Annotated in this window: 17 protein-coding genes and 1 pseudogene; 10 read left to right on the plus strand and 8 right to left on the minus strand. The window is 63.6% G+C overall.

Features of this window, described 5'->3' with window-relative positions; translation table 11 throughout:
• The first annotated feature begins 79 nt into the window (after nucleotides 1–79).
• From AC1AV0_RS07925 to AC1AV0_RS07940, 4 genes are all read left to right on the plus strand, one after another.
• The gene (locus AC1AV0_RS07925) at nucleotides 80–1060 is read left to right on the plus strand and encodes a carbohydrate ABC transporter permease (RefSeq protein ID WP_476572805.1); all 981 of its coding nucleotides are present in this window, start codon (nucleotides 80–82) and stop codon (nucleotides 1058–1060) included.
• Nucleotides 1060–1935, plus strand: a complete 876-nt coding sequence (locus AC1AV0_RS07930; protein WP_476572807.1) for a carbohydrate ABC transporter permease — start codon at nucleotides 1060–1062, stop codon at nucleotides 1933–1935. The genes AC1AV0_RS07925 and AC1AV0_RS07930 overlap by 1 nt, the downstream gene beginning before the upstream one ends.
• 79 nt (nucleotides 1936–2014) lie before the next feature.
• The gene (locus AC1AV0_RS07935) at nucleotides 2015–3142 is read left to right on the plus strand and encodes an ROK family transcriptional regulator (RefSeq protein ID WP_476572809.1); all 1128 of its coding nucleotides are present in this window, start codon (nucleotides 2015–2017) and stop codon (nucleotides 3140–3142) included.
• Nucleotides 3143–3187: 45 nt separating this feature from the next.
• Nucleotides 3188–5251: a glycoside hydrolase family 20 zincin-like fold domain-containing protein gene (locus AC1AV0_RS07940; RefSeq protein WP_476572811.1), complete on the plus strand. Its 2064-nt coding sequence runs from the start codon at nucleotides 3188–3190 to the stop codon at nucleotides 5249–5251.
• A gap of 154 nt (nucleotides 5252–5405) precedes the next feature.
• On the opposite strand, the gene AC1AV0_RS07945 is transcribed toward AC1AV0_RS07940, so the two are convergent.
• Together AC1AV0_RS07945 and AC1AV0_RS07950 are read right to left on the minus strand one after the other, a co-directional pair.
• Entirely contained in the window at nucleotides 5406–5927 is a 522-nt protein-coding gene (locus AC1AV0_RS07945; RefSeq protein ID WP_476572813.1) for an NUDIX hydrolase, read from the minus strand.
• 211 nt (nucleotides 5928–6138) lie between these two features.
• Entirely contained in the window at nucleotides 6139–7731 is a 1593-nt protein-coding gene (locus tag AC1AV0_RS07950) for an aminopeptidase P family protein (protein WP_476572815.1), read from the minus strand.
• A 277-nt stretch (nucleotides 7732–8008) separates the two neighbouring features.
• Here AC1AV0_RS07950 and AC1AV0_RS07955 point away from each other — a divergent pair.
• Nucleotides 8009–9478 (plus strand): annotated as a pseudogene (locus AC1AV0_RS07955) (bifunctional folylpolyglutamate synthase/dihydrofolate synthase); the annotation flags it as partial.
• A gap of 56 nt (nucleotides 9479–9534) precedes the next feature.
• Nucleotides 9535–13122 (plus strand): chromosome segregation protein SMC, encoded by a 3588-nt coding sequence (gene smc / locus AC1AV0_RS07960; protein ID WP_476572817.1) that lies wholly within the window; start codon nucleotides 9535–9537, stop codon nucleotides 13120–13122.
• Nucleotides 13123–13244: 122 nt separating this feature from the next.
• Here smc and AC1AV0_RS07965 read toward each other — a convergent pair whose 3' ends face one another.
• Complete coding sequence (locus AC1AV0_RS07965) at nucleotides 13245–14240, minus strand: lipid II:glycine glycyltransferase FemX (RefSeq protein WP_476572819.1); 996 nt, start codon at nucleotides 14238–14240, stop codon at nucleotides 13245–13247.
• A gap of 78 nt (nucleotides 14241–14318) precedes the next feature.
• On the minus strand, nucleotides 14319–15893 hold the full coding sequence (locus tag AC1AV0_RS07970) for a UDP-N-acetylmuramoyl-L-alanyl-D-glutamate--2,6-diaminopimelate ligase (RefSeq protein WP_476572821.1): 1575 nt from the start codon (nucleotides 15891–15893) through the stop codon (nucleotides 14319–14321).
• A gap of 161 nt (nucleotides 15894–16054) precedes the next feature.
• Between AC1AV0_RS07970 and AC1AV0_RS07975 the strand changes: the two genes are divergently transcribed.
• Both AC1AV0_RS07975 and AC1AV0_RS07980 read left to right on the plus strand, forming a co-directional pair.
• Nucleotides 16055–16708 carry a sigma-70 family RNA polymerase sigma factor gene (locus AC1AV0_RS07975; RefSeq protein ID WP_476572986.1) on the plus strand — a complete coding sequence of 218 codons (654 nt, stop codon included), beginning with the start codon at nucleotides 16055–16057 and terminating at the stop codon, nucleotides 16706–16708.
• Nucleotides 16705–17046, plus strand: a complete 342-nt coding sequence (locus tag AC1AV0_RS07980; protein WP_476572823.1) for a hypothetical protein — start codon at nucleotides 16705–16707, stop codon at nucleotides 17044–17046. Before AC1AV0_RS07975 ends, AC1AV0_RS07980 begins: the two co-directional genes overlap by 4 nt.
• A gap of 68 nt (nucleotides 17047–17114) precedes the next feature.
• Here the strand turns inward: AC1AV0_RS07980 and AC1AV0_RS07985 are convergent, their stop codons facing one another.
• Together AC1AV0_RS07985 and AC1AV0_RS07990 are read right to left on the minus strand one after the other, a co-directional pair.
• Nucleotides 17115–17189 (minus strand): 50S ribosomal protein bL37, encoded by a 75-nt coding sequence (locus tag AC1AV0_RS07985; protein ID WP_003817083.1) that lies wholly within the window; start codon nucleotides 17187–17189, stop codon nucleotides 17115–17117.
• Nucleotides 17190–17304: 115 nt separating this feature from the next.
• Nucleotides 17305–18258 (minus strand): aldose 1-epimerase family protein, encoded by a 954-nt coding sequence (locus AC1AV0_RS07990; protein ID WP_476572825.1) that lies wholly within the window; start codon nucleotides 18256–18258, stop codon nucleotides 17305–17307.
• A gap of 224 nt (nucleotides 18259–18482) precedes the next feature.
• On the opposite strand from AC1AV0_RS07990, the gene AC1AV0_RS07995 reads away from it, so the two are divergent.
• The gene (locus tag AC1AV0_RS07995) at nucleotides 18483–19466 is read left to right on the plus strand and encodes a 4-hydroxy-3-methylbut-2-enyl diphosphate reductase (protein WP_476572827.1); all 984 of its coding nucleotides are present in this window, start codon (nucleotides 18483–18485) and stop codon (nucleotides 19464–19466) included.
• A 269-nt stretch (nucleotides 19467–19735) separates the two neighbouring features.
• Here the strand turns inward: AC1AV0_RS07995 and gap are convergent, their stop codons facing one another.
• Entirely contained in the window at nucleotides 19736–20794 is a 1059-nt protein-coding gene (gene gap / locus AC1AV0_RS08000; RefSeq protein ID WP_072725214.1) for a type I glyceraldehyde-3-phosphate dehydrogenase, read from the minus strand.
• Between the two features lie 169 nt (nucleotides 20795–20963).
• Complete coding sequence (locus AC1AV0_RS08005; RefSeq protein ID WP_476572830.1) at nucleotides 20964–21722, minus strand: thiamine diphosphokinase; 759 nt, start codon at nucleotides 21720–21722, stop codon at nucleotides 20964–20966.
• Nucleotides 21723–21937: 215 nt separating this feature from the next.
• Here AC1AV0_RS08005 and AC1AV0_RS08010 point away from each other — a divergent pair, with 215 nt between their 5' ends.
• Nucleotides 21938–23608: a spermidine synthase gene (locus tag AC1AV0_RS08010; RefSeq protein WP_476572832.1), complete on the plus strand. Its 1671-nt coding sequence runs from the start codon at nucleotides 21938–21940 to the stop codon at nucleotides 23606–23608.
• Nucleotides 23609–23680: the final 72 nt, after the last annotated feature.

The following is a 23680-nucleotide window of genomic DNA, read 5'->3' on the forward strand; positions in this document are numbered from 1 at the left end:
GAGGGAGCCGCGCCCACTGTTTTGTATGCATGCGCGGCTCCCGGCCTGTTCAACGCCATCCGTCACCAGGGATTTTGATATGACAAGCTCCACTCTGACACCGACCGCGCAGCACACCGGCAACGCTCCACGGCCAGCGCACACCACCTCCCGCACCCGCAAGACGATGAAATCGACGACCGGATTCACCGCGCTGCTGCTGACTCCCACCGGAATCATCCTCGCCGCGCTGGTCATCGTGCCGATCATCTTCCTGGTGTTCACCTCGTTCACCAACTTCAACCAACGTTCGCTGTTCACCGGCGAATTCGATTTCGTCGGCCTGTCGCAATACGCCTCCGCCCTGTCCGACGCGGCTTTCTGGCAGTCCCTGCTGCGCACCTTCCTGTTCACCGCCGCGCTGGTGGTCGGCAGCATGCTCATCGGCATGGCCGTCGCGCAGATGATGACCAAACTCGGCACGGTGATGCGCTATATCGTCACCTTCGCGCTGATCTTCGCATGGGCCATGCCGAACGTCGCCTCCTCCGTGGTGTGGAAGTGGCTGTTCCAGCCCGGATACGGCGTGATCAACTATCTGCTCACCAAACTGCGCATCTTCGGCGACGTGAGCAACCTCGCCTGGTCGAACAACACCACGCTGGCGTTCGTGTGCATCTGGCTGCTGGTGGTCTGGCAGGCCGTGCCGTACATCGCCATCACCCTGTACGCGGCGACCACGCAGATCGACCACTCCTGCATCGAAGCGGCGCAGCTCGACGGCGCTGGCCCCATCCGCACCTACTGGCAGGTCGTCGTGCCGCTGATCAAGCCCAGCATCATGGTGATCGCCATGCTGTCGGTGATCTGGGACTTCAACGTGTTCAACCAGATCTGGCTGGTCTCCCAAGGCGGACCCTCCGGCTCCACCTCCACCATCGGCGTGTTCACCTACAAGCAGGCGTTCGTCAACTTCGACATCGCGCAGGGCGCCGCGATTTCGGTGATCACCGTGCTCATCCTGCTCGCGCTCACCGGCGTGTACGTGCGCAATCTGCTCAAGACGGGGGAGGACCTGTGATGACGACCGCGACCAAACAAGCCGGCGCCCGCGCCGGAGCGAAGACGAACCGCAATCTCAACTGGCGCAGGATCGGCACCAACGTGCTGGCGATCGTATTCAGCGTCGTGTGGCTGTTCCCGGTCTACTGGATGACCATCACCGCCTTCAAGCCGCGCAGCGAGGTGATGACCACCCAACCGGTGTTCATCCCCACGCACTGGTCGTTGGAGAACTTCCAGACCGCGATGTTCCAGACCAACTTCTTCGTCAACCTGAAGAACTCGGTTATCGTCACCTTCGTGGCCATCGTCATCTCCGTGTTCTTCGCGTTCCTCGCCTGCGCCTCGCTGACCCTGTACCGCTTCCGCGGACGGCGCACGATCATGGTCATGATCCTGGCCATGCAGATGATTCCCGGCACCGCCATGCTGATCCCGCAGTTCATCGTGTTCAACCAGTTCGGACTGCTCAACAAATACATCGGCCTGATCCTGGCGTACATCGCCACCGTGCTGCCGTTCTCGATCTGGAATATGCGAGGCTTCTTCCTGTCGATTCCGAAGGACATCTTCGAATCGGCCCGCGTGGAAGGCGCCAGCGAATGGCAGATCCTGCGCCGCATCACCTTCCCGCTGGTGGCCCCCGGCGTGGTCTCGACCTCGGTGTTCGCGTTCATCACCGCATGGAACGACTACCTGATGGCCTACACCTTCATGAAGGACCAGACCAAGTACACGCTGCCGGTGTGGCTGTCCAGCTTCTCCACTCCCGCCGGAACCGATTTCGGCGGCCAGATGGCGGCGTCCGTGCTGTTCTCCCTGCCGGTTGTGGTGTTCTTCATGATCGTGCAGCGCAACATCGCCAAGGGCATCACCACCGGAGCGGTCAAATAGCGGGTGGCGCTCGCTTTGCGGCGCTACAGTGGGTATATGGCGCCACGGCGCCTGATCGCCCTAACAAGGAGGTTTGGACATGGGGCTCACCCGTCTATCCCATGCGCGTGACGACTATTCCGGCGCCGCGCCTTCGGATATCAGACAGCGCAACCGCACCGCGGTGCTGCGCGCCATCTACCCGAACGTATGGTGCTCACGGGCCGAGCTCTCCCGAATCACCGGCATGTCCAAAGTCTCAACATCCGACGTGGTGGCAGAACTGATCCATGACGGCCTCGTCACCGAAGGCGGGTACCAGAACTCCCCGAAGCCCGGCAAGCCCGCGCTGCTGGTCGGATTCAACGCGCAATCCATGAACGTGGTGTCGGTCGACATCTCGGAGGCCGACGGCATGCGGGGCATCGTCACGGATCTGGCTGGCAACATCCTCGAACGCGACCAGGAGGCCATCGTCGAGCATATGCCGCTGCGCACCACGCAGGTGGTGGAGTTCTGCGAGCGGCTGGTCGAGAGCGCCCACGCCCCGGTGCTTGGAGTGGCTGTCGCCACGCCGGGCACTGTGGACGAGCGCGAAGGCGTCGTGCTGGCCGCGCCCAACCTCGGATGGAGCGACGTGGAACTGGCGGCGATCCTGCGCGACAGGCTCGGCCTGGAGGCCACGGTGGCGAACGACGCCGACTGCGCGTTGTTCGCGGAGCGCTGCTTCGCCCAAGGCTCGGAGAACATGATGCTGGTGCAGGTGGCCAAAGGCCTCGGCGCCGCCCTGCTGATCGGCGGCAATGTGGTGCAGGGCGCGGACCACGCCGCCGGCGAGATCGGCCATGTCGTCGTCGATGACGACGGGCCGCAATGCGTCTGCGGCAAACGCGGATGCCTGGAGACCCTGGTCTCCACCCCGGTTTTGGAGCATCGCATAGCCCAGGATCCCGACCAGCGGGGCGACATTGTGGCCGACGCCGGTGCCATTCTGGGCCGCGCGCTGGCGATGCCCGTGGCGATGTCCAACATCAGCGAGGTGGTCGTCGCCGGCCCCGAGGATGTGGTGGACGACGAAATGGTGCGCGCGGCGCGGGACGTCATCAACGACATGGTCAGATCGCGGTTCATCACCGCCGTGAACGTGCGTCGGTCCCGACTCGGCGTCGACGCCGCGGCCCTCGGCGCGGTCGCCTTCGTGATGCGCGATCAGCTTCGTATTCTGTGACGGCCCGAACGCCGTCGATTCCACCTTCCGCGGAAAGGAACATTCATGCCCGCAACATCAGCGATGCCCGAACGAGGTCTGGCCTTGGTGCCGATGCCACGAGAAGTGGAGGATTCCGGCCGACGCTTCGTATTGCCGTATATGGGACGCATCGTGGAGACCGGCGAGGCGGGCCGACTCGACCCGTCGTGCGTGCTGGCCACACAACTGGCCGACGACATCGAGCGCGCCACCGGTCTGCGCTGGGATACGGCGAAAGGCGAGACCTGGGCGGGATTCATCCGGCTGAAGGTCGCCTCCGACCGCGATGCCGGTGACGCCGACGCGTCGACGATGGGCGAGCGCGCCTACCGGCTGGATATCGCCGACGACGGCATCACCGTCCTGGGCGGAGGTCTGCCCGGCCTACGTGACGGTGTGCAGACGCTGCGTCAGATCATCCGCCAATCCGCGCCTGCCTTGCCGCAGGTCCATATCGAAGACGAACCGGCCTTCGCGGTGCGCGGATACTATCTCGACGCCACACGCGGCAGAGTGCCCACACTCGACTGGCTCAAACAGTGGGCCGACCTGCTGTGCCTGGCCAAATACAACCAGCTGCAGCTCTACATCGAGCACAGCTTCACCTTCGACCATATGAGCGAGACCTGGCGCGGCGTCGGCCCGCTGACACCGGCGCAGATCATCGAATTCGACGGGTATTGCGCCGAGCGCGGCATCGAACTGGTACCCTCCGTCTCGACCTTCGGCCACCACTATATGGCGCTGCGCACGCGGGAACTGCGAGACTTGGGCGAATTCCCCGAACAGGCCGACCGCACGTACAGTTTCATCGAACGCATGGAACACCACACGCTCAACATCACCGACGAGCGCGCCTTCGACTTCTCCTGCTCGCTGGTGGATTCGTATTTGGAACTGTTCCGCTCGAAGAAGTTCAACATCTGCGCCGACGAGACCTTCGACCTCGGCAAGGGGCGGGGGCATGGGGAGGCCGAACGCCGCGGAGTGGCCGCGATGTACGCCGACTATGTGACCCGCCTGTGCCGCCATTTAAGCGAGCGGGGGCACGAGCCGCAGTTCTGGGGCGATATCGCCGTCGAAATGCCGCAGATCCTCGAATCATTGCCCAGCGACGTCACGCTGCTCAACTGGATCTACGAGCCCGAAGCCATCGACGAGAAAGTGCGTCTGGTCGCGCGATCCGGCGCGCGACAGATCGTCTGCCCGGCCGTGTGGGGGTGGAACTCGCTGCTGGCCCGCCCGCATGACGCATGGCGCAACATCTCCCGCATGGCCCGGTACGGCGCCCGCCATGGCGCCGAAGGCATGCTGGTCACTGACTGGGGCGACTTCGGGCACGTCAATGATCCGCGCATGTCGATTCCCTCCATGATGGTCGGCGCGCAATACGCGTGGGATCCCGAGGCGCTTGGCGACGCGGATGACCCCGAGGACGCCTCCCGTATGGAGGCCGAGCTCAACCGGCGGATCTCACTGGCGGTTTACGGCGACGCCGGCGGACGGCTGGTCGAAGCGTGGAGCGATGCCGCCCGGCAGGTCGCCTTCGGCTGGCATGATCTGGTCGGCATAGTGGAATTGGACGACGGCCGCGGCGGACTCAACGAGGATGTGCAGGCCGTTATGGCATCCCGATGCGAAGGCGACTGGCGCGAGTGCGTCGCCGCCGCATCCACGGTGCGTCAGGCGCGTGAAGCGTCGATGAGGGCGATGGGGGAGCGTCTCGACGCGGCCGCGACGATGAACGATGCGCTGATTGAGTGCCGCCGGACCATCGCCGAGGCGATCGCGGGAGCCAGCGGCGAGCGTGCCATGATGGCCCAGCCGTTGCTGCTCGCCTGCGAAGGCCAGCTGCTGCTCAACGACATCGGCGCGCATCTCGCGCACGTCTGGCGCGATGCCGACAGTGAGAGCGACGACGTGGAATCGGCCAAGCGCGGCCGTCTCCTCGCCGCACGCTGGGAGTCGTGGTTCGAGGTCTATTGCCGTATATGGCGGTCGATCAGCGAGGAGTCGGAGCTGCGCCGCATCGCGGATGTCGTGTGGCATACCGCCGACCTGCTGCGTGGCGCGTCCGTCACGGATTGACCTGGCGGCGAACGTCGTGGATTTCGCAGTTCAACGAAGGGTGTGCGAAAACTATGACGTTCGGGCAAATGAAAACGTCGTGCCTTTCGCACATGGTTCGTTAAAGTGCGAAAGGCACGACGTGTCGTTATAGGCACTGAGACGAACTCGGATGTCAGTGTCGCATGCCGCCGTACAGGAACAGTGCGTGGGCGTCGCCCTTGGCCTTGTTCTCGATGAACGTGCGGAACAGGGCCAAGCGTTCCACGGTGCTTTTCGCCAACGGTTCGGGCAGGTCATCCATGGCGAACCAGCCGACGTTCAGGCTCTCATCGTCGCCCACAAACGGTTCGGCGTTGCCTCCCGGCGCAACCTCGCATAGGAACGAATGGTCCATATACTGCGCGATGTCGCCGTTCGCATAGGTCATAGGATTCGGATCGGAGGTGACGGACACCAGATCGGTGACGACCGCGTCCACGCCCGTCTCCTCCTTGATTTCGCGCACCACCGTGTCGGCGGGCTGCTCGCCCGGCTCGTTGATGCCGTAGACCAAAGCCCATTCGCCGGTGTCGGCGCGACGGCCGAGCAGAATACGGCCCTGACCGTCGCGCACCAGACCGGTCACGCCCATCATCCACAAGAGATCATGACCGATCTTCTTACGCAAATCGAGTACGAATTGCGGCGTTGCCATAGTGGTCTCCTTGCCGATACTCCATTGTCGATGTCAAAACCGTCATTCTGAGCGGAACGCAGTGGAGTCGAAGAATCTCTCGATCTTCAGATGAGATCCTTCGACTCCTGCGCCGCCTCCGCTCAGGATGACGGGGGCTTGTTTGTCAGGGCGGTGGACGACGTCAGGCATTCGTGGCTTGGCTCCGCCTCCGCTCAGGATGACGTATCGATTAGGCCTTGGCGGCTTGATCGCGCATCCAGGCTTCGACTTCGTCGATCTCCTTCGGAATGCCGGCGGAAATCCATTCGGGGCCGTCGGCCGTCATCAGCACGTCGTCCTCGATGCGGATGCCGATGCCGCGGTATTCCGGTGGAATCAGCAGATCGTCCTCGCGGAAGTACAGGCCGGGCTCGATGGTGAAGATCATGCCTTCACGCAGCGGCGCGCCCTGATACGCCTCGAAGCGGGCCTGCGCGCAATCGTGCACGTCGAGACCGAGATGATGCGCCACGCCGCAGGCGAGCCAACGGCGGTGATGCTGGCCTTCGGGGGAGAGCGACTCCTCCACGCTCACCGGCAGCAGACCCCACTCATGCAGACGCTCCGCGATCACACGCATGCAGGCATGGTGGATGTCGGAATACGTGGCACCGATCTTGGCCGCCTCGAAACCGGCCTGCTGGGAGTCCAGCACCGCCTGATACAGCGTCTTCTGGAAGTCGGTGAACTTGCCGTTGGTGGGGAAGGTGCGGGTGATGTCGGCGGTGTACAGCGAATCGACCTCCACGCCGGCGTCCACAAGCAGCAGGTCGCCGTTCTTCACCACGCCGGTGTTGCGCATCCAGTGCAGGATCGGCGCATGCGGGCCGGAGGCGATGATCGAGTCGTAGCCCACGGCGTTGCCCAGCTCGCGGGAGACGGAATTGAACGCGCCCTCGAGCACGCGCTCGGAACGCGGCTGGTCGAGCGCGGCCGGCAGTGCGGTGAGCAGACGGTCGAAGCCCGCCTTGGTGGCGTCCACGGCCTTGCGCATCTCGACCACCTCATAGGCGTCCTTGGCCATGCGGGCCTCGGCGGCGAACTCGTGCAGCTTGTCGTCATCGGCCGTGTTCTGATCCGGATCGGCGAAACCATTGGCCTGGCGGATGCCTTCCACCATGGCGGTGATCTCCGGGTCCGTCTCGCGCACCACGCGCACGCGCACCGCGCCGGCCTCGGTGCCCACGTCCTTGCCCAAGGCATCGGCCAGTTGCGCGATGTCATGGGTTTCGATGCCCGTCATCGCGGCCATCTCCTTGACGCCGGCGCGCGGGCCAACCCAATACTCGCCGTAGTGGGCGTTGCGGAAGAAATCGGTGGTGCTGTTGTCGGCGCGCGGGGCGACGAACAATTCCGGCGTATGGGTCGCGCCGGCCTGCGCCTGAGGCGAGGCAGGATCGAGCGGATTGAGTACCAGCACCGCGCCGGCCTCATAGTCCACGCCGAGACCCGTGTAATAGGCGAAGGTGGTGTCGGGGCGGAACATGTAGTCGCAGTCGTTGCTGCGCACCTTCGGCTGGCCCGCGGGAATCACGATGCGCTCGCCGGGGAAGGCCTTGCCCAGCGCCTCAAGACGGGCGGGTGTGTACTGCGCGGCCTCAAGCGGCGCAATGTCGGGATCGCCGTCGGCCCAACCGGAACGCATGAACTCCTCGAACGCGGCCGACTGCGGGCGCAACGAACGGTTGTTCACACGATCGGAGACCTCCTGCTCGCTTTCGGCTGCGGCGGCCTGTTCCGCGGCCTCGTATTCCTTGTCTTTGTCGGTGATGACCTCACCCATGCTCAACACTCCTTTGCATGTTCGCTCGCGATATGAATACCGCACCCCATCGTAGTCCGAACCATGATAACGAGTTGGCACTTCGAGCGTCGAGTTGGCACCCGCGCCGCGACCTCTTCGTCGGCGATCCGCGGCATCCCGCCGATGCTCGAGCGAGGCTCCGGCACTCGGGTGCCAACTGGAGGCATGAAGTGCCAACTCGAGGTTGAAGGCAGTGACTGGGAGGTTGAAGGTAGTGACTAGAATGGGGGAAGTTTGCAAACTATGAGAGGAACCCATGTCATTCGAGCATCCGAACCGGAACAACGAGACCATCCGCGACGTCGAACTGGACATCATGAGCCGTCCGACGGAGCATAACACCACGAATCTCGACCTCGACCGCATGAGCCTGATCCTCGACATCATGGGCAACCCCCAGGAGTCGTTCCGCGTGATCCATGTGACCGGCACCAACGGCAAAGGCTCCACCGCCCGTATGTCCGAGGCGATCTGCCGCGCCTACGGCATGCGTACCGGTCTGTACACCTCGCCGCATCTGGAGAAGGTCAACGAGCGCATCGCCATCGACGGCCAGCAGCTCTCCGACGACGACTTCATCGACGTGTGGGATCAGACGAAGGACCTGGTGGCGCTGGTCGACGCCAAAATGGAGGAGCTGGGCAAGCCCCGCATGAGCTTCTTCGAGGTGCTCACCGCCATGGCCGTCTGGAAGTTCGCCGACGCGCCGGTGGATGTGGCCGTCGTCGAAGTCGGCATGGGCGGTCGTTGGGACGCCACCAACGTGCTCGACGCCGACGCGGCGATCATCGGACCGATCGATATGGACCATATGCAGTGGCTGGGCGGCAGCGTCGAACAGATCGCCGGCGAGAAGGTCGGCATCATCAAACCCGGCTGCACCGCCGTGATCGGGCCTCAGCCGCATGAGGACGCCGTGATGCCGATTATCGAGCAGGCCGCGCAGGCCAACCATGCCACGCTGGTGCGCGACGGCTACGAGATGGAGGTGGGCGAGCGTATGCCCGCGGTCGGCGGACAGGTCGCCACCCTGCGTACCCCGAACGGCACCTATGAGGGCGTGCCGATCGCCAAATTCGGCGAACATCAGGCGCATAACGCGCTGGCCGCCTTGGCTGCGGCCGAGGTTGTGATTCCGGTCGCCGGACCGTTGGACGGCGATGTGGTGGCCGAGGCGCTCAGCCAGGTCAAGGTGCCCGGACGCATCGAACAGATCCGCAATTCGCCGACGATCATTCTCGACGGCGGCCACAACGTGAACGCCGCCGAAGCCCTGCGCGAGGCGTTGGAGGAGAACTACGACTTCAAGCAGCTGGTCGGCGTGATCGCCATGATGCGAGACAAGCAGGTCGAGGAGTATCTCGGCGTGCTCGAACCGCTGCTGTCCGCCGTGGTGGTCACCGAGAACTCCTGGCGCGAACGCGTCATGCCCGCCGACGAGCTCGAACAGATCGCCGTGGAGGTGTTCGGCCGCGACCGCGTGTTCAAGCAGTACGAACTGCCCGACGCCATCCAAGAGGCGGTGAATATGGTCGACGCCGAAGACGAGGTGGGTGTGGGCTACGGCTATGGCGTGCTGATCTGCGGCAGCTTCGTCACCGCCGGCGACGCGCGCGCGATGCTTAAGGAACACGCCAGCCCGGTGATGAAGCAGGCGATGAGCATCCACCAGCCGGCCGTCGACCCCTATGACGAGAACGAGGAAACGGACGAATCCGACGACGATTGGGACGCGACTTCGGACTCCGACGCCGCCTAGAAACCGACGCAGAACTGACGCATATGTACCTTAAGGAACTCACCCTCCGCGGATTCAAATCCTTCGCATCGTCGACCACGTTGCGTTTCGAGCCCGGCATCACCGCCGTCGTGGGCCCCAACGGCTCCGGCAAATCGAATATCGTCGACGCGCTGACCTGGGTGATGGGCGAGCAGGGGGCGAAGAACCTTCGAGGCACCTCCATGGAGGACGTGATCTTCGCCGGCACTTCGTCCCGCCCGCCGCTGGGCCGCGCGCAGGTGAGCCTGACGATCGACAACTCCGACCACACGCTCGACATCGACTACACCGAAGTCACCATCTCGCGCACCATCTTCCGCAACGGCGGCTCGGAATACGCGATCAACGGCTCGCAATGCCGCTTGCTCGATATCCAAGAGCTGCTCAGCGACACCGGTTTGGGCCAGCAGATGCACGTGATCGTCGGACAGGGGCGTTTGGACGCTATCTTACGCGCCGACCCAAGCGGACACCGCGCGTTCATCGAAGAGGCCGCCGGCATCCTCAAGCATCGCAAACGCAAGGAACGCGCGCTGCGCAAACTGGCGAACACCGAAACCAATCTGTCCCGTCTGGACGATCTCTTGGGGGAGATCCACCGCCAGTTGGGTCCTTTGGGCAGGCAGGCGCGCATCTCCCGCCGGGCCGAATCGATTCAGGTGAGTCTGCGTGACGCGCAATCGCGTCTGTACGCCGAAGACGCGCAGCGCTCGCTGTTCCGACGCGAGTCGGTGCGCGGCGAACTGGCCGAAGTGCGCGGCAGTCTCGCCGAGGTGCAACGCGATTTGGCCGAGGTCAAGGTGCGTATCGAACAGGTGGAGGCACTCAGCTCGCAGTCCAATCCCGCCATCGACGAGGTGAACCGGCAATGGCGCGAACTCTCGCAGCTTGAGGAACGGTTCACCTCGCTATCCAGCGTGGCGCAGGAGCGTGTGCGTTCCCTGCAGGGGCAGATGGTGACCAATCTGGGGGAGGACCCCGAACTGCTGGAGCGGCGCGCCAAAGAGCTTGAGGAGCAGGCCACGGCGCATGCCGCCATGGTCGACGACGCGCGGCTCGCGTTGGACAAGGCCACCGAAGAGCGAGCCGACGGCGAGAAGAAACTCGCCTCCGTGCGGCAGACCTTGACCGAATTGCGTAAAACCGCGCAGGAACGCGACACCCAGATCGCACGTCTGCGCGAGATGATCGCCCGCGAGGAGTCGGCGGTGCAACTGGCGGAAACGCGTGCGAAGGATTTCTCCACGCAACGTGACTCCCTGAGTGCGCAGTGCGACGAGGCTGTGGTTCAGCGTCAGGCTTTGGAGCGTGAATCCGAGGAATCCGCGGATGATGACGGCAAGGCTTTGGACGAGGCGCGTGCTGTGCTCGCCCAGTGCCGCGAGGCTCTCAACGACTTGTTGGACCGCCAGCGTGACGTGAATGCCAAAGCGATTTCGGCGCAGGCCAAAGCCGACGCGTTGCAGGACACCTTGGAAAGCCGCAACGCTTCCGGCGCTTTGGAGAAGGACGAGCAGGTCGGTGCGTTGGGGCGTCTGACGGACGCCATCGTTGTGGCCGAAGGCTGGGAGGAGGCCATCGCCCATGCCTTGGACCAGTTCGCCAGCGCCATCATCGTGCCGGGGGAGGATCATATGCTGCACGCGCTGCGGCGCGCGCATGAGGACCGTCTCGGCAAGGCGGTGCTGCTGCATCCCTTCGATGATGCCGCCGCGGAAGGCGACGGCGAATCGAGCGCGTTGTGCGCGGCGCGATTGGTGTCCGAGAACACGCATGGGTTGGCCGGCGGAAAGAACACGGCCATTGTGGCCGCCGTGCGTCGACTGTTGGCGGATATCGCCGCGGTGGAGACGCTTGACGACGCCGTCACCGTGGTGCGCGACAGCGTGGCGAATGGTGGACCTTGGCGACAGGCGGTGACCAAGGACGGCGAATTGGTGAACGCCGTCGGCGCGATCGGCGGCTCGTCGCTGTCGCAAAGCGATCTGTCGTTGGCGGCTCGCCGCGACAAGGCGTTGCGTCAGGTCGAAGAGTTGACAAAGCAGGGCGAATCGCTCGCCGAAGAGGTGTCCGAAGCCACGGTCCGACGTGATGCGGCCGGCCGCGTGGTCGACGCGGAGACGGCCAAACGCACCGAAGCGCGGTTGAAGGCCGAGCAGGCCGCGAAGTCGTTGAAGGCCGCGGGCGACCGCGTGGCCACCTTCGAACGACAGATCACCGCATTGGACGCCAAAATCGCCGACAATACCGAAAGCCGCGAGGCGCATCAGCTCAAACTCGACGACTTGAACAGGGCGTTGCATGCGGCCCAAAACTCCGGCAGCGAGCATGCCGATTCCGACGAGCTGGCCCAACGCGAACAGCAGCTCGAATCGGCGTTGAACATGGCCCGCGAGCATGAGGTCGCCGCAAAAATCGCATGGACCGAAACCAGCCGGAAAGCCGAATCCTTGGCAAGGCAGGCGGGACTGTTGCGTGACAACGCCAAGGAGGCGGTCGAACGGCGGGCGCGCATCGAGGCGTTGAACGAACGTCGCGCGGCGCAGTCCGAACGCATGGCGACCATCGCCGACCAGGCCGCCGAGGCGGCGCGGCTGGTGTCCGGAGCCGTCGCCGGAGTCGTGGCCAGGCGTGAGGAATTGCAGGCGGCCGCCTCCAGCCATGACGAGGAGCTGAAGACGCTGCGTGCGCGGCGTAACGAGATCGAACCGAAGGTCACCGATCTGACCGGACGCGAGCATGTGCTCGACGTGAACCGCGAACGTCTGGCCGCCGAACACGGACAGCTCACTCAGAAGGTCTCCGACGAATTGGGTATGACCTTGGAGGAGCTGATCGCCGGATACGGCCCCGACCAGCCGGTGCCGGTATTGGACGACAACGGCAATCCCGTCCCGCTCGAAGAGGGGGATGATTGCCAGACTGTGCCCTACAATCGGGCGGAGCAGCAGAAGCGGCTTGAGAAGGCCAAGCGGGACTTGGCGGCGCTGGGCAAGATCAACCCCTTGGCCACGGAGGAATACGACGCGCTGCAGGAACGCAACAAGTATCTCAACGACCAACGCGCCGACGTGGCGAACAGCCGCGACGATCTGATGCGCCTGATTAAGGACCTCGACACCACCATGGTCGACGTGTTCGCCAGCGCCTTCGAAGACACGGCCAAAGCCTTCGAGCAGATGTTCTCCACGCTGTTCCCCGGCGGGCAGGGCAGACTGCGTTTGGAGAATCCCGACGACATGCTCACCACCGGCGTGCTGGTTGAGGCCAGTCCGGCGGGCAAGCGCGTCAAGCAGTTGAGCCTGCTGTCGGGCGGCGAACGTTCGTTGACCGCGCTGGCGCTGCTGTTCGCGATCTTCACCGCGCGTCCCAGCCCGTTCTACGTGATGGATGAGGTGGAGGCCGCGCTTGACGACGTGAACCTCACCCGACTGATCAACGCGTTCAACGAGTTGCGCGAGCATGCCCAGCTCATCATCATCACGCACCAGCAGCGCACGATGAGCATCGCCGACGCCCTGTACGGTGTGACCATGCGCGCCGACGGCGTCACCGCCGTGGTCAGCCAGAAACTCGAACGTGACGCGTGAGTGGTCATCTTGGGGTTGGAGATGCCTCGACTTCGCTCGGCATGACGAGGCGTGGGATGGAGATGCCTCGACTTCGCTCGGCATGACGAGATATGGGATGGGAGCGAAGTCGAAGAAACTGACTAACGCAGGCGACGGCGCAACGATTGCAGCAGGCGAAGCGCCGTGTAGAACAGGGATTTCACCGGCACGTCGCGGCCGGGCGCCACGGGGGTGATCTCCTCGGTGAACTTCGTTTTGAACTCGTTCAGGCCCTTGAGGGACGGGGCGAAATCCGAGCCGATGCCCATCAGATCGTATTCGGTGATGCCCTGCTCTCCCAGAACGCAGCATTCCGCGTACAGCAGACGGTCCGTCACATGCAGTCGCATCACTTCGGAGCGCATGCCTGCGTAATAGCGCACCGCATGGGTGCCATTGATGGTCACGATCGACCATGCGACCACGCGTCCGTCGATGCGGGCGGCGAACACACGGCAGTGCTCCGCGCCTAAAGCGGTGATCATGTCGGTGTAGTCGCTGATTGGCGCGGGGGTGAAGCCGTCGCGCTTTCCGGTTTCGACCATCACATCGTAGTATTCGGTGAAATCGGCCATCGCCTGTTGCGTCTCATCCGCGCAGACCGCGGGGCACTCGCGCAGCGCCTTGCGCACATCGCGACGTCCGCGGCGCTTCATCCGCGTGAGGATCGCGTCGTCGCCGCCCGTCACGTCGATCACCACGGTCTGGTCGTACGGCACGGTGGAGAGCACCGGGAACGTGCCCGCCTCATGCCACAGATCAAGCCGCAGGAACGCGATGTTCGTGCCGCGCTTGCGCGCTTCGGCCTTCAACGCGGCCACAACCTCGCGCTCTTCGGATTCGGTGGGCCGCTCCTGCCAGGTCGGGCCGTGCAGGGATCGCAGATAGTGGTATCCGTGGGTTTCGAAATCGATCAGGGAGAGGAATGCGATGGTGTCGCCGTCGCGCTTGACCAGATAGCAGCCCCACGGCGTGCGTCCGTTGATGCCGGCCTGATATGCGGCCCAGACGCCGGTCTGCTCGATGGGCAGCGTGACGCCCTGCTCACGCGCCTCCTGTTCCAGCCGAGCCGCGTCCACCTGTTCCAATGTGATCATGCTTGTTCTCCTTCGTATACCTTGCGTAGCTTGGCGCAATCCCGGCTCGACGGCCCGTTGCGGCGACCTCGTGGAATATCAGTGCTCAGCGAGACCGAACAGCCGTTGAACGATGCGGTCGTCACCCTCGAACGGCACATGCTTGTGGTGGTCCTTGATCCAGCGTTCGTCGCCTTTGCCGATGAGCAGCAGCACATTGAACCGGTCGGCGTGCGCGCGGGCGTCGTACACCGCGTTGGCGATGGCCGAGGGGCGGTCGTCGATCACCGTGGAACGCACCTCGGGGTTGGTCACATACCCCTTCATCTCCATGCAGATGTCGATGAACGGTTCGGTATCGGTGTCTTCCGCGGTGAACACGAAATTGCTGATGCGGTTCTGGGCGGCTTCGACGATCTCCTGACGGCGGTCGTAGGCTTTGTTGCCCGCTGAGCCCGTCACCAGCGTGATGCGCGGATCGAGATCGGCGAAGCGGTCCTCGACGAAGTCCAGCAGCGCCGTCACCGACGCGTAGTTGTGCGCGTAATCCACGATGGCCAACGTGTTCGACTGGGTGTCTTGGAATTGCTCCATACGCCCGGCGATGCGCACCGACTCCATGGCGTGCAGGGCTGCGGCATCGTCCGCCTTGACTCCCGCGGCGAGGGCGATCGCCACGGCGGCTGCCGCATTGCGGTAGTTGAAATCGCCGTCCAATGCCAGATGGTATTCACCCAGGTCCATGATGGTGCCGTCCGCATCGCGTGACGTCATATGGAAGGCGCTATGGGAGGCATCGGTTGGGGCTGCCGCGACCACGGCTTGATCGGAGCCGTCCGCGCTTCCCATGACGAATCGGCTGACGGGCACGCCGGCCGCGGCCGCGTCCTCAAGCACGATGCCGGCGTGGTCAATCTCCTCGCCCAACACCAGCGCGCGCGAGTTGGCGACGATCTGCCGCTTGCAATAGAAATAATCCTCGAATGTGGGGTGCTCGATCTCGCTGATATGGTCGGGGGAGAAGTTGAGGAACGCGCTGACATCGAACGTGAGTCCATAGACGCGGTCGACCTTGTACGCCTGCGAGGAGACCTCCATCACCAGATAGCGCATACCGTTGTCGACCGCCGTGCGCATCATGCGGAACGCGTCCATCGACTCGGGCGTAGTCAGATCGGATTCCTCATAGGTGTGTCCGTCCAAACAGTTGTCGACCGACGAGAACAAGGCGGCTTTGCCCTGCGAGGCGGCGTTCAGCACGGCTTGGGTGAAATACGTGGTGGTGGTTTTGCCTTTGGTGCCGGTGATGCCGACCACCGTCAGCTCGTCCTGCGGGCGGCCGTAGAACTCCGAGGAGAGCAGGCTCATGGCTTTGCGCACGTCGTTGACGATCAGTCCGGGAGCCGAGGTGACGGCGGAATAGTCCGTTTGCGCCACATAGGCGGCCATGCCCTTATCGTCGATATTCTCGAGATACTCGGCTTTGAACTGTCCTTTGCAGAACAACAGCGCGCCGGGCGCGGCCTGCCGGGTGTCGTAGGTGACGGAATCGAATCGCTCGTCGGCGGTCGATATCCGACGGGCATCCATCGTCCATATGTCGCCCTGAACGATTTCGCGGAGCAGATGGTGACGCTTGAGCAGATCGGCGGCCGTAGCCAGTGTCAAAGCCATGGTGTTCTTTTTTCTCCCTTAACGGTTATAACGAAGAGCCATTCTACCCGTTGGCATGTGCGTTTTTGGTGGTAGTAGGGATTCGGGAGGCGGCGAAGGGGCAAAAGCCGTGGGTCGACGGGTTAGAATGGTGCATCGTGACGGAAGAACAGACGGAGACCATGGCCGAACGCCGAGCGCGATTCGAGGAGCTTGCCATGCCCGCCGTCGACGTGCTCTACCGGCAGGCGATGCGGCTGACGAACAATCCCGAGGATGCGCAGGATCTGGTGCAAGACACCTTCGAACGCGGATTCAAAGCCTTCGATTCCTTCGAGCAGGGCACGAACTTCGAAGCGTGGATGACCACCATCGAACGCAACGCGTATTTCAACCAGTACGCCAAGGCGAAGCGCCGCCCCCAGCGGGCCAACGATTCCAGCGGCGAATACGATGACTGGGATATCTACGCCGCCTCCGAACATTCCTCCGAAGGAATGAAATCCGCCGAACAGGAGTATCTCGACGCCTTCGCGCCCGAGGAGATCATGGCCGCGCTCGCCAAACTCAGCCCGGAACGCCGCCAGGTGTTCATCGACGCGGCGATCGACGGCAAGTCCTACCAGCAGGTGGCCGACGAACAGGGCGTCAAAATCGGCACGGTGATGAGCCGTCTCAACCGCGCGCGCACGCAGCTCAAACGCGAACTCGCCGTCTACGCCAAAGAACGCGGATACGACACGCGAACCCCACGCGGTTCACTATCCGCGCAATCCCAGCAAAGCCGCGATAATGAAAGCAGCAACGTGGCCGTCGGTGGAAGGGAGCGAGCATGAACGATCCCATCGAACGTCATCGTCATATCTCCATCACCCATACGGATGCGGACGGCACGGTGACCCATACGGACGTGCGCATCACCGCCGTGACCACGGTGTGCGAAGATCAGACGGATGATGCCGCCCGTATGGAAGGTGAGGGCATCTCGTCGCGAACGGTGATCAAAGCCACCCGCGTGGATGGGGCGGAGGAGTGTTTCGACCCGTCCACATGCTGCGACGAGCGCGAACAGGCGCTGATCGCGATGCTGCGATCCTATCTGCGCCCCGAACAGGCGCCTGAGTGTCTGATGTCGCGTCTGCGTGACGCGCTCGACCATTGCTGCAAGGAATAGCCCGCGGAATACGAAAAACCCGCCCAGCTTTCGCTCGGGCGGGTTTCCACGTTTCTTGACGCGTGAGATCAGGCGTTTGGGCGCTTGCCGTGGTTGGCGGCCTTCTTACGACGATCCTTGCGCTTGCGTCCGCGCATGCCCATGATGGACTCCTTTACTTATGATGAATAAGCCTACGGGATTATCGCACACAGACGCGACTTCAGGCAAGCCGGCCGTCCGTTCGGCGGTTTGCCCGAAGCCGCGTCGGTGGCTTCGTCAGGCCTGCTGCGCGCTGAGGAACAGCGCGGTGGAGCTGGTCTCGCCCGGCTTGATGACGATCAGGTCGTTGCCGGTGTTGAAGGCGTTGGCGTAGGCGGTCTGCGGTTCGACCGCGGTGCCGGCCGGATGCTGGAAGGCGGGGAACTTAGTGCCGGTGCACACCTGGAACGAGGTGATGGTCTCGTCGCCGCCCACCTTGATGGTCAGGCCGTCGGGGCGCGTGAACGTGGCGGTCACAGTGCCGTCGGCGTCGTGATGCAGGCCGGTCCACGCATCATCGAACGGCTGCTCGGTGAGCAGGGTGGGCTGGCGCAGATCGTACTTGGTGCCGTCCACCGGCTCGGTGCCGGTCGGGATGAGGTTCTCGTCGACGGTGACATGCGTGTCGGCCGGCACGGTGAGGGAGCACTGGGCGTTATGCTCGTCGATTTCGTCGCCGTAGCCGTTGAAGCCGTTGTCGAGCCACGGGTGGATCGCCAGAGCCCACGGGGCGTTCGCGTCGCCGTGATTGGTGGCGGCGATCGTGATGGACAGGCCCTTGTCGCTCAGCTCATAGGTGGCGGTGACGACGATGTCGAAGGGGTAGCCGTTCATATGCGGAGAGCGCCACGACAGCGTGACCTTGGCCTCCTCAAGGCTCACCAGATTCCAATAGGAGCGGTAGCCGTAGCCGTGGATGGCGGTGTTGCGGTCGTGCTCGTCGATGGGCAGCGTGTAGGTCTTGCCTTCGAAGGTGTAGGTGCCGGCTTCGATGCGGTTGGGGAAGGGGATGAGGATCTGGCCGTGGCAGCAGGTCACGAGATCGTCGGCGCCGAGCGGCACGATCACGTTCTTGCCCTGATAGGTGAGCTTGCGCAGCGTGGCGCCGAGCTGGGTGACGACGGCCTGGTAGTCGCCGTAGGAAATCGCGTACTGCTGTCCGGTGCGCGGAGGCAGGTTCGTGCATGCCATATGATCACTCCCAAAAGTGCTGATGTCGTTGTCCGATAACGATTGTTATCGCTAACGCACTAGTTTAGTACCTGATGGGGTTCCGGCGCGCTGGGCTCCGGACGGGCCCATATCGGCCGGCTCCGCACGTAGGAGCTTGGGGGAGGTCGTCTCGGGCTTTCGGGCCGATACACGTGGGCCGATACACTGGAAAGTCGTAAAAGCAACAAGGAGGCGACCGCAAGATGGGCAAACGTATCGTATTGGCGGATCCGCGCGGATTCTGCGCCGGGGTGGACCGGGCGATCCTGACCGTGCGGACGATACTCAAAGCCGCCGGCGACGGCGCGTCCCCGCGTGCGGACGGTCTGCCCCCGGTATATGTGCGCCGGCAAATCGTGCACAACCGCCACGTGGTCGAGGATCTGGCCGCGCAGGGTGCGGTGTTCGTCGAGGAATTGGACGAGATTCCGGACGAGGCCGGCCCTGCGGGCATTCCGGTGGTGTTCTCCGCGCATGGCGTGTCGCCCGCGGTGAAAAGCGAAGCCAAGGAGCGGGGATTGCATGTCGTGGACGCGACCTGCCCGCTGGTGGGCAAGGTGCATCGCGAGGTGCTGCGTTTCGTGCGCGAAGGATACGAAATCGTCTACATCGGGCATAACGGCCACGATGAGGCGGTCGGCGTGGTGGGGGAGAGCCCCGAGCACGTGCATCTGATCGAACGCGCCGGCGACGTCGCGACCCTGCAATTCGAGCCGTCGACCAAGCTGGTGTTGCTCAGCCAGACCACGTTGAGCATCGACGAGACGGCCGAGACGATTGCCGCCCTGAAGGCCCGGTTCCCGTGGATCGAGGAGCCGCCGAGCTCCGACATCTGCTATGCGACCAGCAACCGTCAGGCCGCGGTGAAACTCGTGGCGGAGCAATCCGACGCCGTGGTGATCGTTGGCTCGGCGAATTCGTCGAATTCCGTGCGTCTGATGGAGGTCGCGCAGGAGGCGTTGGCCGGCCGCGGCGACGCGCACCGCGTCGACGACGCAGGCGAACTGGATCCGGCATGGTTCGAAGGCGTCGAAGCCATGGGCGTCTCTTCGGGTGCGTCGGTGCCCGAGGAATACGTCGAAGGCGTGGTTGCGGCCTTGCGGGATATGGGCTACGTCGACATCGCCTCCGTGGAGACCATCAAGGAAACCATGCATTTCGTGCTACCGGCGGAACTCCGCCGGTAGCCTTCGCAAGACTGCGTCTTGCTCACTTCACCTATGGGACACCCCACTGGGCTGTCCCATGACGGTTCAGCTGGCGGAACTCCGCCGGTAGCCTTCGCAAGACTGCGTCTTGCTCACTTCACCTATGGGACACCCCACTGGGCTGTCCCATGACGGTTCAGCTGGCGGAACTCCGCCGGTAGACGTAATAACGAGGAAGCCCTCGCCTTGGGGCGAGGGCTTCCTGATGAGTTCTTGGAGAACCGTTGCGGCCGTCAGACCGCGGTGGGTCACTCGGAGATCTCGGCGAAGTACAGCAGGGTGCGCACCATGTTGCAGGTGAAGCCGTACTCGTTGTCGTAGAAGGACACGGTGCGGGCCAGGGTCACGCCGTCAACGGTGTTGACGTCGGTCTGGGTCGGGTCGAACACGCCGCCGTGGGTGTCGCCGATGATGTCGCCGGAGACGATGCCCTCATCGTTGTAGCCGTAGTAATCCGTATCGGAGAACGCGGCCTTGAAGGCTTCGTTGATCTCGTCGGCGGTGGTCTCGACGTTCAGCACGGTGGTCAGCTCGGTGACGGATCCGTCCGGAACCTGCACGCGCTGGGCGTGGCCCTGCAGCTTGCCGTTGACTTCCGGAACGACCTTGCCGATGGCCTTGGCGGCACCGGTGGAGTGGGCGATGGTGTTCACCGCGGCGGCGCGCAGGTCGCGGCCGGACTTGGTGCCACGCGGGCCGTCCAGAATCATCTGGGTGCCGGTGTAGGCGTGGATGGTGGTCATGAAGCCGGCCTTGATGCCCCACTTGTCGTTGAGCAGCTTGACCATGGCGGCCATGGAGTTGGTGGTGCAGGAGCCGGCGGAGACGATCACGTCGTCGGCCTTGAGGATGTCGTGGTTCACACCGAACACGACGGTCGGGGTGTCGGCGTCCTTGGCCGGAGCAGAGATCAGAACCTTCTTGGCGCCAGCGTTGAGGTGGGCCTGGGACTTCTCGGCGGAGGTGTAGAAGCCGGTGCACTCGAGCACGAACTCGACGCCGTCGTTCTTGACCCACGGGATGTTGTTGGCGTCCTTCTCGGCGTAGACCTTGTATTCCTTGCCGTCGACGATGATGGAGTCCTCGGTGGCCTTCACGTCGACCAGAGTGCCGTCGTCGTGCTTGAAGGTGCCATGGGTGCTGTCGTACTTCAGCAGGTAGGCGAGGGCGGCCGGCGAGGTCAGATCGTTGATGGCGGCAACTTCGATGTCACCAGCCTGGCCACCGCGAGCCTGAAGCTCGAAGATGCGGCGGAAGGCGAGACGACCGATACGACCGAAGCCGTTGATACCAATCTTAACTGTCATGTATTTCTCCCTTGGGGATAGGCCTTGGCGCACGGTGGCGCGGCGGCCATTGTTTACCAACGTTCTTTACTCTAATGCGTTGCCTGTACTTACGCCAACGTTTTGGCGCGTGTTTTCAGCCGGATGGCGCAATTTTCCGTGAACGCTCACAATTTATAAGGACTCTCCGTCAGCCATGAAACAGCGGGGAGAGCAGTTCGGACTGATGGTCGTCGATCGCGCCGAAGGAGGCGGCTTGGCTCACGCCGCTCGACCATTCGGGCTGGGGCGCCTCCACGGGGTAGGTGACGACGATGGTGCCCTCGCGCACGCTGATGGAGGATTCCACGCCGGGCAGGAACTCGTTGCTGACGCCCAGCGCGTGGCTGTTGGTCCAATCCACGGATTGCGTCTCGTATTTCAGCCCCCGGATCGTCACGCCCAACGCCGTGTCGGAATGCGCGAACACGGAGACCATGCGCCGCGCGGCCACCTGGTTCGCGGGGAATCGAATCTCACCATCGGTGACGGCCGTGGCCACGCTGCCGTCGCCATGCAGAAAGCCGATGCCGCCATGCTGCGCGATGCCCGCCAGCAGCTGCAGATTCGCCAACGCATGGTCGAGACGGCCGCCGAGCCCGCCGAAGATATGGAACACGCGAATGCCTTGGTTCCATCCGACCTTCACCGCCTGCGGCATGTCGGTCTCATCCTTCTGCGCGGGCAGCGCGATGGTGCGCACGCCCTCGCCCGCGGCATCGCCATCCGACAGGGGATTCGGCGCGGCACTGATCGAATCGAAATCGCCGATCGCCACATCGGGCGTGACGCCCAACGAAAGCGCATGGTCGTAGCCGCCGTCCGCGGCCACGACCAGCGCGCCTTGGGGAATGACGGGAACCTCGTCGTAGTAGCTTCCCGCCCCGAACACCACGCATACCTTGCCCATATCGCTCATACCGGCCAGTGTACGCGCCCGATGCGGCTCGCGGGGCGGTCGTCATCCCTGTCGAACGCATCGTGTCCCGAGCCGGCTTTCGTCCCGAGACGGCTTGCGCCCAAGACATCGGGTTCGCTGTGCAAAAAACATCCACGCGCCGGCACATGGGGCTGGTAGTCTAAGCGCAGTTCAAATTCGCGCGCATACGAGAGGGAAGAATCAGCATGGCGGTGAAGACGCAGGACAGCGAACGGCCCATCCTCACATCGAAGATCTTCCTCTACATCACGGAGTTCTTCGCGGGCATGGCCGTCATGGCCGCCGAGCTGGGCGCCTCGCGACTGCTCGCACCCTACTTCTCCAGCTCGCAGATCGTATGGACCATCATCATCGGCACCATTATGATCGCGCTGGCGCTCGGCGCGGTATTCGGCGGCAAATGGGCCGACCGCGATCCGAACCCCGACAAGCTGTACTTCCGCATCATGATCGCGGCCGTATGGATCGCGCTGATCCCGCTGGTCGGCAAATACGTGATTCTGGCGATCTCCGGCCTGCTCATCGTGAGCGTGTCGACCAACTTCCTCATCGTCGCGGCCTTCGTCAGCTGCATGGTCATCTTCGTGCCGCCGCTGTTCCTGCTCGGCACCGTGACCGCCGGGCTGAACAAATTCGCCACCGACTCGCTCGACGACAACGCCTCCGTGGTCGGCCGGCTCTCCGCATGCAACACCATCGGCTCGATACTCGGCACCTTCCTGCCCACCTTCGTGACCATCCCCGCGGTGGGCACCTTCGTGACCTTCCTGATCTTCTCGGGCGTGCTGCTGCTGATCCCCTTGGTCTACTTCATCTCGATCAAAGCCCGCCGCATCGCCTGCGTCGTCTCAACGCTCATCTTCGTGGCCACCTCCTGCGTCTCGCCCCTAAGCGGCTTCGCGTTCTGGGAGACGAACCTCGCCTACGAAGGCGAATCGATCTACAACTATCTGCAGGTCAAAAACCTTTCCGACCGCACGATCCTCTCCACCAACGTGCTCTTCGGCGTGCAGTCCGTCACCATGAAGGACGAAGGCCTCACCGGCATGTACTACGACACGGCCCTGGCCGCCCCCGCGCTCGCCGACAACGCCGACTCCGCCCTGATCCTCGGCATGGGCACCGGCACCTACGCGCGCCAACTGAGGCAGTACTACCCGGATATGGAGATCACCGGCGTGGAGATCGACGAGAAGATCACCAAACTGGCGGGGGAGTATTTCGACGAGCCGGCCGACGTGCCCGTCTCCACCTACGACGGCCGCGCATGGCTCGCCGCCAGCGGCGACACCTACGACGTGATCATGGTCGACGCCTATCAGGACATCACCATACCGTTCCAGATGAGCTCGGTGGAGTTCTTCGAGATGGTCAAGGAGCATCTCAACCCCGGCGGCGTGATGGTGGTGAACATGAACATGATCTCCGACGGTGAAGGCTCGATCAACGAGGCGCTCACCGACACCATCGCCAGCGTCTTCGGCGAACGCAACATGCTCACCGCCGACGTGCCGAACACCACCAACCGCGAGCTGTTCGCCAAAACCATCGGCGAGGACAAATCCACCAAGGGCGCGAGCGACATCAAACGCGATGCCAAGGCGATCCCGCTGCGCTCCACCACCTACATGCGCACGCACAGCGACGAGCTCAAATGGGAGATGGACGAGGTGGCCGCGCGTTTCGAAGAGGTCGACGAGCCGGATGCGGACGCGACGATCCTCACCGACGACCAGGCGCCGGTCGAAGTGCTGGGCATGCGCGCCATCGACCAACTGATCGAACGGGAGGCGGAACCCTACCGCGAGATCCTGCGCGAAGAGGGGATCTCCGGCCTGCTCGACGCGCTGCGCTGACACGCGGCCGGCCCGCGTGTCGCGGTTGTCCGACCATATGGTAGTATCGACAAGGCTTGAGAAATCAAGAAA

This window comes from Bifidobacterium sp. LH_558 (genome assembly GCF_056356295.1).

Bases quoted from the DNA above. Each gene is read 5' to 3' on its own strand.
- AC1AV0_RS07930 (WP_476572807.1), top strand. From the start codon at position 1,060: ATGACGACCGCGACCAAACAAGCCGGCGCCCGCGCCGGAGCGAAGACG.
- AC1AV0_RS07965 (WP_476572819.1), bottom strand. From the start codon at position 14,240: ATGATCACATTGGAACAGGTGGACGCGGCTCGGCTGGAACAGGAGGCG.
- AC1AV0_RS07990 (WP_476572825.1), bottom strand. From the start codon at position 18,258: ATGGCATGCACGAACCTGCCTCCGCGCACCGGACAGCAGTACGCGATT.
- AC1AV0_RS07935 (WP_476572809.1), top strand. From the start codon at position 2,015: ATGGGGCTCACCCGTCTATCCCATGCGCGTGACGACTATTCCGGCGCC.
- AC1AV0_RS07975 (WP_476572986.1), top strand. From the start codon at position 16,055: ATGGCCGAACGCCGAGCGCGATTCGAGGAGCTTGCCATGCCCGCCGTC.
- smc (WP_476572817.1), top strand. From the start codon at position 9,535: ATGTACCTTAAGGAACTCACCCTCCGCGGATTCAAATCCTTCGCATCG.
- AC1AV0_RS07950 (WP_476572815.1), bottom strand. From the start codon at position 7,731: ATGGGTGAGGTCATCACCGACAAAGACAAGGAATACGAGGCCGCGGAA.
- AC1AV0_RS07945 (WP_476572813.1), bottom strand. From the start codon at position 5,927: ATGGCAACGCCGCAATTCGTACTCGATTTGCGTAAGAAGATCGGTCAT.
- AC1AV0_RS07970 (WP_476572821.1), bottom strand. From the start codon at position 15,893: ATGGCTTTGACACTGGCTACGGCCGCCGATCTGCTCAAGCGTCACCAT.
- AC1AV0_RS08010 (WP_476572832.1), top strand. From the start codon at position 21,938: ATGGCGGTGAAGACGCAGGACAGCGAACGGCCCATCCTCACATCGAAG.
- AC1AV0_RS07995 (WP_476572827.1), top strand. From the start codon at position 18,483: ATGGGCAAACGTATCGTATTGGCGGATCCGCGCGGATTCTGCGCCGGG.
- gap (WP_072725214.1), bottom strand. From the start codon at position 20,794: ATGACAGTTAAGATTGGTATCAACGGCTTCGGTCGTATCGGTCGTCTC.
- AC1AV0_RS08005 (WP_476572830.1), bottom strand. From the start codon at position 21,722: ATGGGCAAGGTATGCGTGGTGTTCGGGGCGGGAAGCTACTACGACGAG.
- AC1AV0_RS07940 (WP_476572811.1), top strand. From the start codon at position 3,188: ATGCCCGCAACATCAGCGATGCCCGAACGAGGTCTGGCCTTGGTGCCG.
- AC1AV0_RS07925 (WP_476572805.1), top strand. From the start codon at position 80: ATGACAAGCTCCACTCTGACACCGACCGCGCAGCACACCGGCAACGCT.
- AC1AV0_RS07980 (WP_476572823.1), top strand. From the start codon at position 16,705: ATGAACGATCCCATCGAACGTCATCGTCATATCTCCATCACCCATACG.